The 14573-nt window shown below is 47.6% G+C and carries 14 protein-coding genes; 2 read left to right on the plus strand and 12 right to left on the minus strand.

All coding sequences use genetic code 11. From position 1 onward, the window contains the following. Position 1: 1 nt before the first annotated feature. Positions 2–550 carry a hypothetical protein gene (locus ACQEXS_RS09970; protein WP_427010676.1) on the minus strand — a complete coding sequence of 183 codons (549 nt, stop codon included), beginning with the start codon at positions 548–550 and terminating at the stop codon, positions 2–4. Continuing rightward, complete coding sequence (locus ACQEXS_RS09975; RefSeq protein WP_427013716.1) at positions 543–1250, minus strand: SURF1 family protein; 708 nt, start codon at positions 1248–1250, stop codon at positions 543–545. The genes ACQEXS_RS09970 and ACQEXS_RS09975 overlap by 8 nt, the downstream gene beginning before the upstream one ends. A gap of 31 nt (positions 1251–1281) precedes the next feature. Between ACQEXS_RS09975 and ACQEXS_RS09980 the strand changes: the two genes are divergently transcribed. After that, positions 1282–1509: a DUF2909 domain-containing protein gene (locus ACQEXS_RS09980; RefSeq protein ID WP_367990219.1), complete on the plus strand. Its 228-nt coding sequence runs from the start codon at positions 1282–1284 to the stop codon at positions 1507–1509. A gap of 10 nt (positions 1510–1519) precedes the next feature. On the opposite strand, the gene ACQEXS_RS09985 is transcribed toward ACQEXS_RS09980, so the two are convergent. From ACQEXS_RS09985 to coxB, 4 genes are read right to left on the minus strand one after another with little or no spacing between them, the layout of a single operon-like run. Next, a complete protein-coding gene (locus tag ACQEXS_RS09985; protein WP_427013717.1) occupies positions 1520–2404 on the minus strand; it encodes a cytochrome c oxidase subunit 3 in 885 nt (294 codons plus the stop codon). Next, a complete protein-coding gene (locus ACQEXS_RS09990) occupies positions 2401–3009 on the minus strand; it encodes a cytochrome c oxidase assembly protein (RefSeq protein WP_367990221.1) in 609 nt (202 codons plus the stop codon). Before ACQEXS_RS09990 ends, ACQEXS_RS09985 begins: the two co-directional genes overlap by 4 nt. A gap of 8 nt (positions 3010–3017) precedes the next feature. Continuing rightward, positions 3018–4667 carry a cytochrome c oxidase subunit I gene (ctaD, locus tag ACQEXS_RS09995; RefSeq protein ID WP_427013718.1) on the minus strand — a complete coding sequence of 550 codons (1650 nt, stop codon included), beginning with the start codon at positions 4665–4667 and terminating at the stop codon, positions 3018–3020. Continuing rightward, the gene (coxB, locus tag ACQEXS_RS10000; protein ID WP_427013845.1) at positions 4664–5788 is read right to left on the minus strand and encodes a cytochrome c oxidase subunit II; all 1125 of its coding nucleotides are present in this window, start codon (positions 5786–5788) and stop codon (positions 4664–4666) included. Before coxB ends, ctaD begins: the two co-directional genes overlap by 4 nt. A gap of 439 nt (positions 5789–6227) precedes the next feature. On the opposite strand from coxB, the gene ACQEXS_RS10005 reads away from it, so the two are divergent. Continuing rightward, positions 6228–7931: a phospho-sugar mutase gene (locus tag ACQEXS_RS10005; RefSeq protein WP_427013719.1), complete on the plus strand. Its 1704-nt coding sequence runs from the start codon at positions 6228–6230 to the stop codon at positions 7929–7931. A gap of 56 nt (positions 7932–7987) precedes the next feature. Here the strand turns inward: ACQEXS_RS10005 and ACQEXS_RS10010 are convergent, their stop codons facing one another. Genes ACQEXS_RS10010 through ACQEXS_RS10035 form a run of 6 tightly spaced genes read right to left on the minus strand, consistent with a single transcriptional unit; the run spans position 7988 to position 14380 of the window. Then, the gene (locus ACQEXS_RS10010; protein ID WP_427013720.1) at positions 7988–8617 is read right to left on the minus strand and encodes a bifunctional 4-hydroxy-2-oxoglutarate aldolase/2-dehydro-3-deoxy-phosphogluconate aldolase; all 630 of its coding nucleotides are present in this window, start codon (positions 8615–8617) and stop codon (positions 7988–7990) included. Between the two features lie 9 nt (positions 8618–8626). Beyond that, positions 8627–9604: a sugar kinase gene (locus tag ACQEXS_RS10015; RefSeq protein WP_427013721.1), complete on the minus strand. Its 978-nt coding sequence runs from the start codon at positions 9602–9604 to the stop codon at positions 8627–8629. Positions 9605–9607: 3 nt separating this feature from the next. After that, positions 9608–11020: a glucuronate isomerase gene (gene uxaC / locus ACQEXS_RS10020; RefSeq protein WP_208444783.1), complete on the minus strand. Its 1413-nt coding sequence runs from the start codon at positions 11018–11020 to the stop codon at positions 9608–9610. Positions 11021–11032: 12 nt separating this feature from the next. Next, positions 11033–12496: a mannitol dehydrogenase family protein gene (locus ACQEXS_RS10025; RefSeq protein ID WP_427013722.1), complete on the minus strand. Its 1464-nt coding sequence runs from the start codon at positions 12494–12496 to the stop codon at positions 11033–11035. A 55-nt stretch (positions 12497–12551) separates the two neighbouring features. Then, positions 12552–13853: a TRAP transporter large permease gene (locus tag ACQEXS_RS10030; protein ID WP_427013723.1), complete on the minus strand. Its 1302-nt coding sequence runs from the start codon at positions 13851–13853 to the stop codon at positions 12552–12554. A gap of 11 nt (positions 13854–13864) precedes the next feature. Beyond that, positions 13865–14380 carry a TRAP transporter small permease gene (locus ACQEXS_RS10035; RefSeq protein WP_367990229.1) on the minus strand — a complete coding sequence of 172 codons (516 nt, stop codon included), beginning with the start codon at positions 14378–14380 and terminating at the stop codon, positions 13865–13867. Between the last annotated feature and the right edge of the window lie 193 nt (positions 14381–14573).

The raw sequence follows: 14573 nt of genomic DNA on the forward strand, positions 1-14573 counted from the left end.
CTCAACCTACTCTGGATAGCTTTAGTAGTTTGCGTAAATCAGACAGCAATCCTTTTGCTTGCGCAACGAGCTCCTGCTGGGATGCGGATTTGGGATAACGCATCACTAGCTGGCCAAGGGGATCCACTATGACAAAGTCATAAGGCGAAATCACTTTACTGAACTCGTTGTTGACCATCACCACCTGAAACGCATGTTGTTGCAGCACATTCTTGTCACTACGTTCACTAACCCATACGACAGGAGCCACTCGTCCTTGATATTTTCCTAATGCGACATGGCTTTGACCTAACAAATGTATTTGTTCAATACATAGCGTATCGCATTGTTCTGGCACGAAATATCCCAACTGCCATTGGCTATTCTGGTATGGATTCTTTAAGCCTAGTCCATCAAAATCAATTTTGGGATCAAGCAGTACACCTTTATTTGTGACACCAGAGTTATACCAGTGATTAGAAAGCACCGTTTTCGCAATGATGGCTGGCAGCGCGAACATCAAGATAAGCGCCAATAAAATGATTCTCCCCCTAAATACCGGATTATTCATTTTTCTCTCCTTGCTTACATGCCCGAATGAGTAACCACAAACTCAGCACAAACAATGCAAACGCCATTGAAAACCATTGAAAGGCGTACCCAAGATGCTTCTGCGAGCCAAGCGGTACCGGTTTCCATGGCTGTGGGTACGGCCATTCTGTTTGTACTGGTTGAAAAGCAAATGGTGCCAAATCAACGCCCCAAAAATGCCCTAGTTCTGCAAAGTTAAGATTTTGAATACGGTGTGGTATCCCTGGTTCAAGATACAATTGATGGCTTAATGGGTTCTCTAAACGCTGATATAAGCGTCCCGTTAAGGGAGAGCTTTGAGCCAACCACGCCACTTCAGGAAGTTGATTGCGCGTATCCGCCGCTGGAACAAATCCGCGCTCTAATAGAAAGTAGATCCCTTCTTTACTTTGCACCAACTGATAAGCCAAATAGCCGACATCACCTTGGTAAGTCTGGTTATCCAGCAACACATATTTATCAGCAACAGGGCGTAACGTAGCCCTGATTTTGACTCCTGTCAGCGATGTATTTCTTTGCTGAGCAAGCTGTTGGAAAGAGATAGCTGGTTGTTGAGAGCGCGCAAGCAATTGTGCTTCCATTGCCTGTTTTTCATCGGCCCTTGAAAGCTGCCAAAAACCCAATTTGACCAATACTGAAAACGCACCCACAGTTAATAACAAACATAACCAAAATGACACCGTATGTACCAACCGACTGAGGGAGTGGCTAATGGTATTCATATTTAAAACGCTGCTGGTTCTACTATTGCTATTTATCATCTTTAACCTCGCTAGAGCGATGTTTGCAATGGTCAAAGGCTCCGATTCTGACTCTGAAGAAGATAGATCGATGAGCCACTTTTTGGGTCGCAGGGTTACGTTGTCAGCTTTGGCGGTTGTCCTCTTAATTGTGGCGTTACTCAGTGGTTTCATTGAGCCTAATACACGGCCATATTAGGCTGGTGTTGTTACAAGACGTAGACGAAAACAAACAAACATAGCCAGACCACATCAACAAAATGCCAATACCAACTTCCCGCCTGAAAAGCAAAATGGTCTTTAGGTGAGAAATGGTCTTTCGCAATCCGAAATAGCAGAACCGTGAGAATAATTGTCCCTAATAACACATGCATGCCGTGGAAACCCGTTAGCATAAAGAAGGTGTTACCGTAGATCCCCGATTGCAACGTCAAATCCAAATCTTTATACGCGTGAGCGTACTCAACCCCTTGGTAGTATAGGAAAAATCCGGCAAGAACGATCGTGATCTCCAGCCAAACAATGAGCGCTATTCGCTTGTTTTTTTCCAAACTGGTATGCGCTAAATGCAACGTCACCGAAGAAGTTAGAAGAATAATGGTATTCACCAATGGGACCCCTTGCCAACCCATTGCTTGAGTGGTTCCGCCATCCGGTGTTGTTGTGAGTGGCCACATGGCTTCAAACGTCGGCCAAAGCACACTATGTGTCATCGCATTGTTGCTATCCCCCCCCAACCAAGGTACCGCAATCATTCGTGCGTAGCACAACGCACCAAAGAAAGCACCAAAAAACATGATTTCAGAGAAAATAAACCAACTCATGCCCTGACGAAATGACCGATTGATCTGATCAGAATATAAACCCGACATCGACTCGGTAATCACATTGCTAAACCAACCTGCAAACATATAAAGCAAGAAGACAAACCCCGAGACCAAAATAACCTTACCAAACACCCCGCCAGCACCATCGTTTCCCATATTCTGGACCGTCAAACCCGCCCCAACGGCAACCAGAAATAAGGCCACAGCACCAACAATAGGCCAGCTACTTTGTGGTGGAACATAATAAGAAGGACGTTTTGAACTCATGGCTTCGCTCCTTGCGTTAAGCGATCATCCGTTGTCGATTTAGCAGCCTGAGCTAATTCCACAGGCTTCTCTACCTTGTCTGTAATGTCATATAAAGTGTAAGACAACGTCAGGGTATGTATCGCGTCTGGAATATCAGGTTCGATATAAAAAATCAGTGCCATTTCCGTACTTTGTAAGCTCTTTAATGGCTGATGGTTGAAACAGAAACATTCAATTTTGTTGAAGTAAGATGCTCCCATTCCCGGCGATACAGAAGGTACGGCCTGCCCAATGATGTCTCGATCGGATTGGTTTTTGGCAAAATAGGCCGTTTGGATCACTTGCCCCGGATGCACATCCATCCACGTTTGTTTGGGTGCAAACTCCCATGGCATCTCAGCATTTTGATGCGTCATAAACTCAACGCGTACCGTGCGTGATGTGTCTGGTACCATACCTTGTGGCTGTATCGCGGATTCTGTATTGGTTTTGCCGTTTATTCCCAGCGCATCGCACATCACATCATAAAGGGGCACCAGTGCAAAACCAAAGCCAAACATCGCAATCACCGCGGCAACAAGCTTCAACGTCAGAGTGTTATTTGCACTGCTTTGCCCACTCATACCCCACCTCATTCATCATGCAATTTAGGTGGTGTGGTGAAGGTATGGTGCGGTGCTGGGCTTGGTACGGTCCATTCCAGCCCCTCAGCTCTCTCCCATGGTTTGGCTTGCGCTTTTTCTCCACCCTTAATGCATTTGATCACCAACCAAAGGAAAATCAGTTGAGATAAACCAAAGGCAAAACCGCCAATAGAAACAATCTGGTTAACATCAGCAAACTGAATCGCGTAATCTGGAATTCGTCGCGGCATACCAGCCAGCCCCAGAAAGTGCATTGGGAAGAACAACACATTAACGGAGATCACAGAGCACCAGAAATGCCACAAGCTCAACCGATGATCGTACATGTGCCCAGTCCACTTCGGTAACCAATAGTAAGCCGCCGCCATAATTGAAAAGACCGCTCCAGACACCAACACATAATGGAAGTGAGCCACCACAAAATAGGTGTCGTGGTATTGGAAATCAGCTGGTGCAATCGCCAGCATCAAACCAGAGAAACCACCGATGGTGAAAAGAATAATGAAGGCAATGGCAAACAGCATCGGCGTCTCAAACGTTAATGCCCCGCGCCACATGGTTGCTACCCAGTTAAATACTTTCACCCCTGTTGGCACAGCAATTAACATGGTGCAATACATAAAAAACAGCTCAGCAAATACAGGCATGCCGGTGGTAAACATGTGGTGTGCCCAAACTAAGAATGACAATAGCGCAATACTGCAGGTCGCATACACCATCGAGTGATAGCCAAACAATTTCTTACCACTGAAGGCCGGCACAATCGCAGAGATAATGCCAAAGGAAGGGAGGATCATGATGTACACTTCCGGGTGACCAAAGAACCAGAAAATATGTTGGAACATAACCGGGTCACCACCGCCAGCCGCATCAAAAAAGCTGGTTCCAAAATACTTGTCAGTCAAGATCATCGTGACGGCACCCGCCAACACAGGCATAACAGCGATAAGTAAAAAAGCGGTGATGAGCCAAGTCCAGACAAACAGTGGCATCTTGAACCAAGTCATGCCCGGCGCTCGCATATTGACGATGGTAACGATCACATTAATCGCCCCCATGATGGAGCTGATCCCCATAATATGCACAGAAAAAACAAACAATGCGGTACTATCCGGCCCGTAAGTTGTCGAGAGCGGCGCATAAAATGTCCAGCCAAAATCGGGGCCGCCCCCTTCCGTAAACAGAGACGCCAATAAGATTAAAAATGCAAATGGTAAAATCCAGAAGCTGAGATTGTTCATCCTTGGTAACGCCATATCAGGCGCACCGATCATCATCGGTATCATCCAGTTTGCTAGACCAGTAAAGGCAGGCATTACCGCGCCAAATACCATGATCAAGCCGTGTACCGTGGTCATCTGGTTAAAAAACTGCGGCTCAACCAACTGCAATCCGGGCTGAAAAAGCTCAGCACGGATGATCATCGCCATCGCTCCACCCACTAAAAACATGATGAAGCTAAACCATAGGTAAAGTGTCCCTATGTCTTTGTGGTTGGTGGAATAGAGCCAGCGAAATACCCCACTGGGCGCATCATGATGATCATGCTCTTCAGCCACAGTGGCAGACTGTGCGCTACTCATCTCGGCATCGGTCGCTGGTGAAGATTTCACATGGTGAGGTTTAGACGTTTTCATTCTCCCTCCTTGGACGCTTGCCCTTGCACTTTGAATGCATTGATATCTGAAGCTTGTACTGTGTCACCACTCTCATTGCCAAACGCATTCCGTTGGTAAGTCACCACAGCGGCGATTTCTTGTTCCGTTAGCTGATTCGCAAATGCTTGCATGGCAGTGCCTGCTTTGCCGTTTACGACAATATCGATATGTTCTGCCACCTCTCCCGTTGCAATTGGGCTGCCTTTAATAGCAGGAAAAGCTCCGGGAATACCCAAACCACTGACCTGATGACACACCGCACAACGATCGACATAAACTTTCTCGCCTTGCGCCATCAGCTCTTCCATTGACAAGCTTGCCGTGAGTGCAGCTGCCGCTTGTTGTTTCGCTTGCTCAAGCTCAGCTTTTTTATTTGCTAACCAATCGTCGTACTGCGCTTCTTCCATGGCATGAACCACTATCGGCATAAAACCGTGGGCTCGCCCACATAGCTCGGCACACTGCCCTCGATACACACCGGGTTTATCGATACGGGTCCAAGCTTCATTAATAAAACCGGGGATGGTGTCCTTTTTAACCGCAAAATCCGGTACCCACCAAGAGTGAATAACGTCATCAGAGGTAAAAAGAAATCGAACTTTACGATTGATCGGTAACACTAGCGGGTTATCCACTTCAAGTAAGTAATGCGCGCCCTTCTCTTCTATGCCATCAATCTGCTTTTGCGAGGTTGCCAATAGACTAAAAAACTCAACGTCTTCTTCGAAGTAACTGTAATGCCATTTCCATTGTGAACCCGTCACTTTAACCGTGAGATCAGACTGGGACGCATCTTCCATCGCCACCAATGTTTTGGTCGCCGGAATCGCCATCGCCACCAAAATAATGATGGGAATTACCGTCCAGATGATTTCAACTTTGGTGCTCTCATGAAAATGCGCGGCCACTGCGCCTTTTGATTTCCGGTGACGCCAAATGGAATAAAACATGGCACCAAAAACCACAAACGCAATCGCGCAGCAGATATAGAAAATCAGCATATGCAGGTCATAAACCTCATTACTGATTGCGGTCACACCTCTGGTCATATTCAGAGACTGCTCGGCAGAAATCGCAGGTGCGGAATATCCTACGAACATCAAATCAGTCAACAGCCACAGATTGATCAGTAATCTTTTCAAAAGATTTCTCCTCTGTGCATTGCACTTACTTTGAGTGCTTTACTCATTCAAAGGCTAAAAAAGTCCTACCATGAAAGGTTGAGAAAAAGTCTGTATAAACAGCAAATTCGACACAATTTGTTATATTTATGTTAATAGAAACTAGTTGACGATGATTGAATGTGCAAGAAAGTACAAAGACTAAACCGTGAAGATCCGATCTCAAACAACAGAGAGCGAAGCCGTATTAGTCACCTCTTTCCGGCCATAATTCACAGCGTGCCTGTCCTTAACTGGACTTACAGGCTAATTAGCTGCCAAAATTTAAAGAGTTTGGTGAATTTTAGCGATTGCGCTATCAGCAATGATAATTAATATCATTTAGAATAAACCTATCAAATGAACAAAGGTTATCACTATGATGGAACAAGTAACTCATTGGTTTCAAAGGGACCCTGACCCAAGAACACGCGAAGAACTGCAATACCTTATCGATGAGAAAATGCACGAAGAGTTAGACGACCGATTTTCGACTCGACTGGAATTTGGTACAGCAGGCTTGCGCGGTAAAGTTGGTTGCGGCCCTAACCGAATGAACCGCTTGGTGATACAAGAAACCGCAACGGGTCTTGGCCACTACTTGATCGACAACGTCGACAATGCATGCCAACGCGGAGTGGTCATTGGTTACGATGGCCGTCCAGATTCCGAGCAATTCGCTCATGATACCGCTGCGGTGTTAACAGCACTTGGGATCAAAGTTTATCTCACTCATAAAGTCGCCCCGACTCCAGTTGCTGCTTTTGGTGTGAAACATTTCAATGCAGCAGCAGCCGTGGTAGTCACCGCAAGTCACAACCCACCAGAATACAATGGCTTTAAAGTGTACTGGGAAAATGGCGCGCAGATCATTCCGCCGCATGATTCCGGTATCGCAGCTGAAATTGACCTCGCTGCAACCAAGCCTATCCCATTGATGTCACTGGATGATGCGCAGGCTCATGATCTTCTGGTTTGGCTTAAAGATGACTATTACGAAACGTATCGCCAAACCATTAATGCCAGCCCATTATTAACCAACCATACTGATCCGCTGTCTATCACAATTGCCTATACTGCCATGCATGGTGTGGGAGCTGAGATGGCTGAAACGCTTTTAAAAGATGCTGGGTTTAACAACGTCATAAGCGTGGCAGAGCAAAGAGAGCCAGATGGCAGTTTCCCTACGGTTAACTTCCCTAACCCGGAGGAAGCGGGCGCCATGGACATGGTTATCAGCCTCGCAGATTCCGTTGAAGCTCAACTGGCTTGCGCAAATGATCCTGATGCAGACCGGTTCGCGGTTGCCGTTCGTAAACCTGATGGCAAATACCAAATGCTGACAGGTGACCAAGTCGGTTGCTTATTTGGGCATTACTTACTCAATCGCACTCGTCCAGATGAACAGTTGGTTGGTAATACCATTGTCTCTTCGAGCCTACTCAACAAAATTGCTCAGTCTCATGGTGCTCATTACTACCAGACCCTAACGGGATTTAAATGGTTAACCAACATCGCCATGCAGCAACAAGACGAGTCCAAATCGTTCCTATTTGCCTATGAAGAAGCGCTGGGTTACACCGTAGGCAATGCTGTGTGGGACAAAGATGGTTTATCTGCAATGGTCGCATTCGCGCAATTAGCGGCAGAGCTCTATAGCCAAGGCAAAACCATTTTGGATCAACTCGAAGCGCTTTACCGTGAGCATGGTATGTATATTAATACCCAACTTAGCATGGCGCTGGATCCATCCGCTCCACCAGTTGGTGATAAACTGCGCGCTTCACCACCACAAGAAATTGCAGGGCGCAAAGTGAAAGTTATTGAAGATCTTAAAACATCTTTGCGTTTTGTCAGTGGTGGCGATACCGAAGCAATCAACCTACCTGCCAGTGATGTACTCATCTACCACCTTGAAGGCGGCGCGCGCGTGATCGTTCGTCCTTCTGGCACTGAGCCAAAACTCAAGTGTTACTACGAAGTCGTAGAAAGCTTTGAAACTCAAGACAGCTTTGAACAAGCACAACAACGAGCTCAAAAGGCGATGGATACGCTCATCGAAGCGCATCAGGCTTCGCTATAATTCTACAATTAAAAAAGCCCCGCGAATGCGGGGCTTTTGTGTTTTTATATGGCGCTTTAATCATTGACCAAAGCAACCGCTTCGCGAGTTAGGCGTGCAAGCTCTTCCCAGTTGCCCGCTTCGATCAGTTTCTTGTCTACCATCCACGTACCACCACATGCCAATACGCGTGGGATAGCTAAGTAATCTTTGATGTTCGTAGGGTTAATGCCACCAGTAGGCATCAGTTCGATGTCGGTGTATGGCGCAAGTAGTGATTTCACCATATTGATGCCGCCAGAAGCTTCGGCAGGGAAGAACTTCAAGGTGGTTAGTCCCATTTCCAGTGCGGCTTCAACTGTGCTTGGGTTGTTCACACCCGGTACGATATCAATCCCGATTTCTTGGCACGCTTTAACGGTATTTGGGTTAAAGCCAGGCGATACGATAAAGGTTGCGCCTGCTTCTTTTGCTGCAATTGCTTGCTCGCGGTTTAGCACCGTACCTGCGCCAATCAGCATGTCTGGCTGGGTTTCACGCAGTAGGCGAATCGCTTCTGCAGCCGCTGCTGAACGGAAGGTGATTTCAGCCGCTGGTAGTCCGTTTTCTGCCAGTACTTTACCCAGTGGGATAATGTCTTCTGCTTTATCAATGGCGATTACAGGGATGACTTTCAGAGCTTTCAATTGTTCTTTAATGCTAGACATGAGTGTTCCTTAAACGACGCCAAGCGCCGGTTGTGTGAATGCTTTGGGAATGATGGCACCGCGATGTTGAATCACAGCACCTGCCAGCGCGTTGCCTCTTTGACATGAAGTCGCGAGATCTGCGCCAGTAAGGTATGCCGATAAAAAGCCACCATTGAATGAGTCGCCCGCCGATGTGGTGTCCACCACTTGAGCGACAGGTTGGGTTGGCACGGCTTGTGGAGCCAGAGCCGCGCTCGAACCCTGATTTGTTGAGTCTTGAACTAAGCAGCCATCTGCACCGAGCTTGACGATGCATTTGCCTACGCCAAGAGAGGTAAGGCGTTTAATGGTTTGCTCTGGTGTATCGTCACCCCAGATCAATTGCTCATCATCAAAAGTCACCAAGGCAACGTCCGTCAGTTGATACATGGCTTGGTAAACGTTTTTGACGGTTTGATTATCGTCTTGAGGCCATAGTGCTGGACGGAAGTTACTATCAAACGCGATTTCAACGCCTTGGGCTTTAAGTTCGACCAATAAGTTGAGCAGTGAAATTCGGTCTTCTTCTGGCAAGATGGCCAAAGAGATACCGCTGAGGAACACCGCATCCACTTGAGTTAATGCTTGCTTAACCAGCCCAAAGTTAGGATGTTGAAGTAGGTAACGTGCTGCTGATTGATTGCGCCAATATAGGAACGTACGCTCGCCTTGGTCATCAAGCTGAATCAAGTACAAACCCGGCGTGCGAGTCTCATCGCGCAGCACTAAGTCTGTTGATACGCCTTCGTCTTCCCAGCGAGTCAGCATTCCCGTACTGATTGGGTCATTGCCAAGTGCGGTAACGTAAGAGATTTTAACTTCATCAGGTTTGCTATTGGCTTCGCAGCCGCGGCTCAAATAAACCGCAGCGTTGAGCGTATCCCCACCAAATGTTTGATGCATTGAGCCGAACGGTTTGCCATTCAGCTCAATCATACATTCACCAATAATGGCGATGTGCTTCATTGGTTACGCCCTCTCTTCAAAGTAGCGTTTTGCGTTACCAAAACAGATGTCTTCGACCATAGGGCCAAGCAACGATAGGTCATTCGGAACTTCGCCGTTCTCAGCCCAACGACCGACCATGTCACACAAGATGCGGCGGAAGTATTCGTGACGAGTGTAAGACAAGAAGCTGCGCGAGTCGGTTAACATGCCGACGAATTGGCTGAGCAAACCAAGTTGAGAAAGCTGTTCCATTTGGCGTTGCATACCGTCTTTCTGATCGTTGAACCACCAACCCGAGCCAAACTGCACTTTGCCCGCGATGCCGCCACCTTGGAAGTTACCAATCATGGTCGCCATCATTTCGTTATCACGAGGGTTCAAACAGTAAAGAATGGTGCGGGGCAGCTCATTGGTTTGGTCCATTTCATCCAATAGATGTGCCAGTTCAAAAGCAAATGGGCGATCGCCAATCGAGTCAAAGCCAGCATCAGCACCTAGTAGTTGGAACATGCGTGTGCTGTTGTTGCGTTGTGCGCCAATATGAAGCTGCATGACCCAGCCCAATTGCGCGTAGCGTTTGCCGAGCCAAACTTGAACTGCGGTAGAGAACTGCGCACATTCAAGCTCGGACAACACTTCGCCATTCAAACGACGGGCCAGCAACGCATCTAAATCAGCCTCGCTTGGGATCGGCGCGTAACGGACGATCTCAATGCCGTGGTCTGCCGCACGACAGCCATGTGCATCGAAGTGTGCCAAACGTTTATCAAGCGCACTTAATAAATCATCAAAGCGGCGGATCTCAATGTCTGCTACTTCGCCCAGTTTGTGCATGTAATCCGCAAACACGTCCAATTCAATCTTGAATGCTTTATCCGGACGCCAGCTCGGTAGCACTTTGACGTTAAAGGTGTCGTCTTCTGCGATCGCTTTATGGTGTTCCAGTGAATCAATAGGGTCATCGGTTGTGCCCGCCATTACGACGTTCATTTGCTGCATGATGCCGCGAGCTGTAAATTCAGGTGTCGCAAGCAGCTCATTACATTGATGCCAAATTTGGTCTGCTGTGTCTGGGCTAAACAGCGTATTGGTAATGCCGAATGGGCGACGCAGTTCTAGGTGCGTCCAGTGGTAAAGCGGGTTGCCCAAGGTTTGAGGAACCGTCTTCGCCCACGCCATGTATTTGTCGTAATCGCTCGCATCACCCGTAATCAAGCGCTCTTCAATGCCTGCCGAGCGCATGCCACGCCATTTGTAGTGATCGCCTTCAAGCCAGATTTGACCCAAGTTATCGAACTGACGATTTTGCGCCACTTCCGCTGGGTTTAGGTGGCAGTGGTAATCATAAATTGGCTGGTGGAACGCATGCTCATGGTACAAGCGACGTGCAGTTTCGTTTGAGAGTAAAAAGTCTTCACACAAGAAATTCTTCATCGTTAACTCCTATTACAACGCAGCGACAGTGGCACGAGCACCGTTATCAATCAGCGACTGGTAAGCACTGCTCACCGCATCAATCACTTGTGGGTTTTGACCAAGTTCTGCAGGGAAGATGGCTTCAACCGCGAGCAACGCAGGCACAACAGAAACGTTCAAGCCGTGTTGGTCGCAGATCTGACGTAGTGTCTCTGCCATTGGATCGCGAACATCAATGTCGTTGCCTTGCTCATCCACACCGGATACGTAGCGCATCCAACCTGCAATCGCCGTTGCCAACCATGAGAAGTTAGAACCTTGAGCAAGGTGGAATCGTAAGCTGCCACCCATGCGTTGTGGGATCTTCTGGCTGCCATCCATCGCGATTTGCCATGTTTTGTGTTTTAAGCTTGGGTTAGTGAAGCGCTCGATAAGCAGCTTGGCGTAGCCTTCTAAATCGGTGCCTTCTGGCATGGTCAGCGAAGGGGCTTGCGCTTGCATCATCATGTCGAATGCCGCTTTGCGGTAGCCTTCATCTGTCATGGTGTCAGAGATGTGCGCGTAACCGCCAAGGTAACCTAGGTAGGCTAGGAACGAGTGGCTACCATTTAGCATGCGCAGCTTCATTTCTTCGTAAGGCACAACGTCGGCAACAAATTCTGCGCCAGCCACGCTCCAATCAGGACGACCAGCCACGAAGTTGTCCTCGATAACCCATTGGCGGAAAGGTTCACAAGCAATGCCACACGGGTCTTCACAGCCAAGTAGCTCAGCGATTTCGGTCAGCGTTTCTTCTGTTGCTGCTGGCACAATGCGGTCAACCATGGTGCAAGGGAAGGTAACGTTGGTTTCGATCCAGTCGCGCAACTCTGGGTCGAGCAGTTGAGCGAACTTAAGTACCGCTGCTTTTGCTACGTGCCCGTTCTCTTGCACGTTATCGCAAGACATCACGGTAAATGGCGTCAGTCCGCGTTCACGACGCATCTTCAGTGCTTGCACGATGTAACCCAGTGCTGATTTTGGCTCCGTTAGGTTGGCAAGGTCAGCAATAACTAGCGGGTTGTTTTTATCAAGCGTGCCCGTCGCTGGGTCGACGCAGTAGCCTTTCTCGGTAATCGTCATTGAAACGATCGCCACTTGTGGTTCTGCCATTTTTTCTAACACCGCTTGAATGCTGTCTAGTTTTGGATGCAGTGACTCGGTGACTGAACCAATCACCTTTACCTCATTCGATTCTGCGCCTTTTTCTGCCACTGTGTAGAGGTGATCTTGCGCACGCAGCGATTGAATTAAGTCTTCACCCCCAAATAGGTTGATTTCACAAATGCCCCAATCCGAGCCTGTTTTGCTCAGCATTTCATTGGTAAATAAGGCTTGGTGCGCTCGGTGGAAAGCACCAAAACCAAGGTGAACAATACGGCTTTTAAGCGTTGAGCGGTCGTAGTCCGGAAGCAGAACGTGTTCATTCAGAGTGGAATTCGAAATAGTCTTCATTGTGGTATTCCTTTTCCCGCAGGCGACCCTGCGGGATGGTTTATCTTACGAATTATTAGTAGCCAAGAACAAGGTTAGGTAGGAACAGACTTAGCTGAGGAATAAAAGTCACCGCCATTAGTGCTGCAATCAGTGCAACGTAGAATGGAAGTAGAGGTTTAATCACTTTGTCGATGGCAACATTCGCCACAGAACAACCGATGAATAACGCGCTACCTACTGGTGGGGTACAGATACCAATCGCCAAGTTGAAGGTCATCATGATGCCGAAGTGTACAGGGTCGATACCCATATCTAGTGCGATTGGCAGGAAGATAGGCGTAAAGATAAGTACCGCTGGTGTCATATCCATGAAGATACCGACAATCAACAGAATGATGTTGATAATCAGCAGAATCATTAATGGGTTATCTGAGATAGCTAATAAACCATCTGCAATCATATAAGGAATGTCTGCGTTCGCCATTGCCCAAGACATCCCCATCGACGCTCCAACAAGCAGTAAAACGATGGATGTGGTTACCGCAGATTCTAAGATGATCTTCGGCAGATCACGCCACTTCACTTCACGATAAATCAATACTGCTAAGGTAAAGGTATACATCACCGCAATGGCGGATGCCTCCGTAGCGGTGAATACGCCACCGATGATGCCACCCATGATGATTACTATCAGCGCTAATGAAGGAGCCGCTTTCAAAAAAGTATCCCAAATCATCGCTAGTGAAGGACGCGCTGCCACCGGATAACCACGGCGTTTGGCGATAATACCCGCCACTATCATGATGCTAAGTCCCATCAAAATCCCAGGAATGTAACCCGCTAGGAACAGCGCTGCGATAGACGTACCACCAGACACTAATGAGAACACGATCAGTGTGTTGCTTGGTGGGATCAACAAACCAGATGGACAAGAAGTAATGTTGACCGCTGCAGAGTAATTCTCGTCATAACCGTCTCTTTTTTGTAGTGGTGACATGGTGCCACCCACGGCAGCCGCCGAGGCTACTGCCGAACCAGAAATAGAACCAAACATCATGTTTGCCATGACGTTCACGTGTGCCAGTGATCCCGGAAGACGACCGCCTAGCACTTTTGCAAAATTAATAAGGCGCAGTGCGATACCACCTTGGTTCATGATGTTGCCCGCCAAGATAAAGAACGGGATTGCCAATAGAGCAAAGTTATCAAGGCCTGCTGCCATACGCTGCGCCACAACGGCGATGGCAGGCTCTAACGGTAAGCTCATCAAAATAGTCGCTAATGACGACAAGCCGATTGCAAAAGAGACCGGCACACCAATCGCAAGTAGAACTGCGAAACTACCGAACAACGTAAGAATTAATTGCCATTCCATTGTGAAACCCTCTATTGGTCAAGTTGGGTGTCGGTGAGTAGGGCTTCACCAGACGTCAGTTGTTTGATGCGGTCGAAAGCAAATAGCACCGAGTAGAAGATCATCAAGGCACCACTAATAGGTAAGCAGAAATAGATATAGCCCATTTCTAAACCAAGTGCTGGTGTGACTTGGCCTGTCGCCAACGTTTTCAGAGCCAGTTGCGTACCGCCATGAACCAAAACCACATAAGAGAACAGTGCAATGGCAATTTGGATAACGATTTCATTGATAAGCTTGCGTTTTCCTTGCAGTTTCATCGTCAGCAAATCGATCGCAAGGTGGCGTTTTAGACCAGTGGTATAAGCCGCCCCAATAAGTGCTACCCACATAAAAAGATAACGAGCCAACTCATCAGTTACCGTGCTTGGTTTTCCAATCACATAGCGAGAGAGCACCTGCCAGATCACGCAAAAAACGAGGAAGGTCGATAAGGAGATGGTAAAAGCGGCCAATCCCCTGTTGATGCAGTTGACCAATTTATTCATTTTTATTTCCTTTCAAAGTAAATAAATACGTATCTTGCAAAATTGGCATGCCAATACTCATAGGTGTTTTTATGCAGAGTCGCAATATACGCCAATCTTTCTGAGTCGATTATAAGTTAGCCGCTTTGGTTGTCACGTGAGCAGACTCACAAACGAACTGGTCAACCAAAATTAGCCATTTTACTGTGATTTT

Source organism: Vibrio sp. TRT 17S01 (assembly GCF_050113695.1).
Classification (GTDB): domain Bacteria; phylum Pseudomonadota; class Gammaproteobacteria; order Enterobacterales; family Vibrionaceae; genus Vibrio.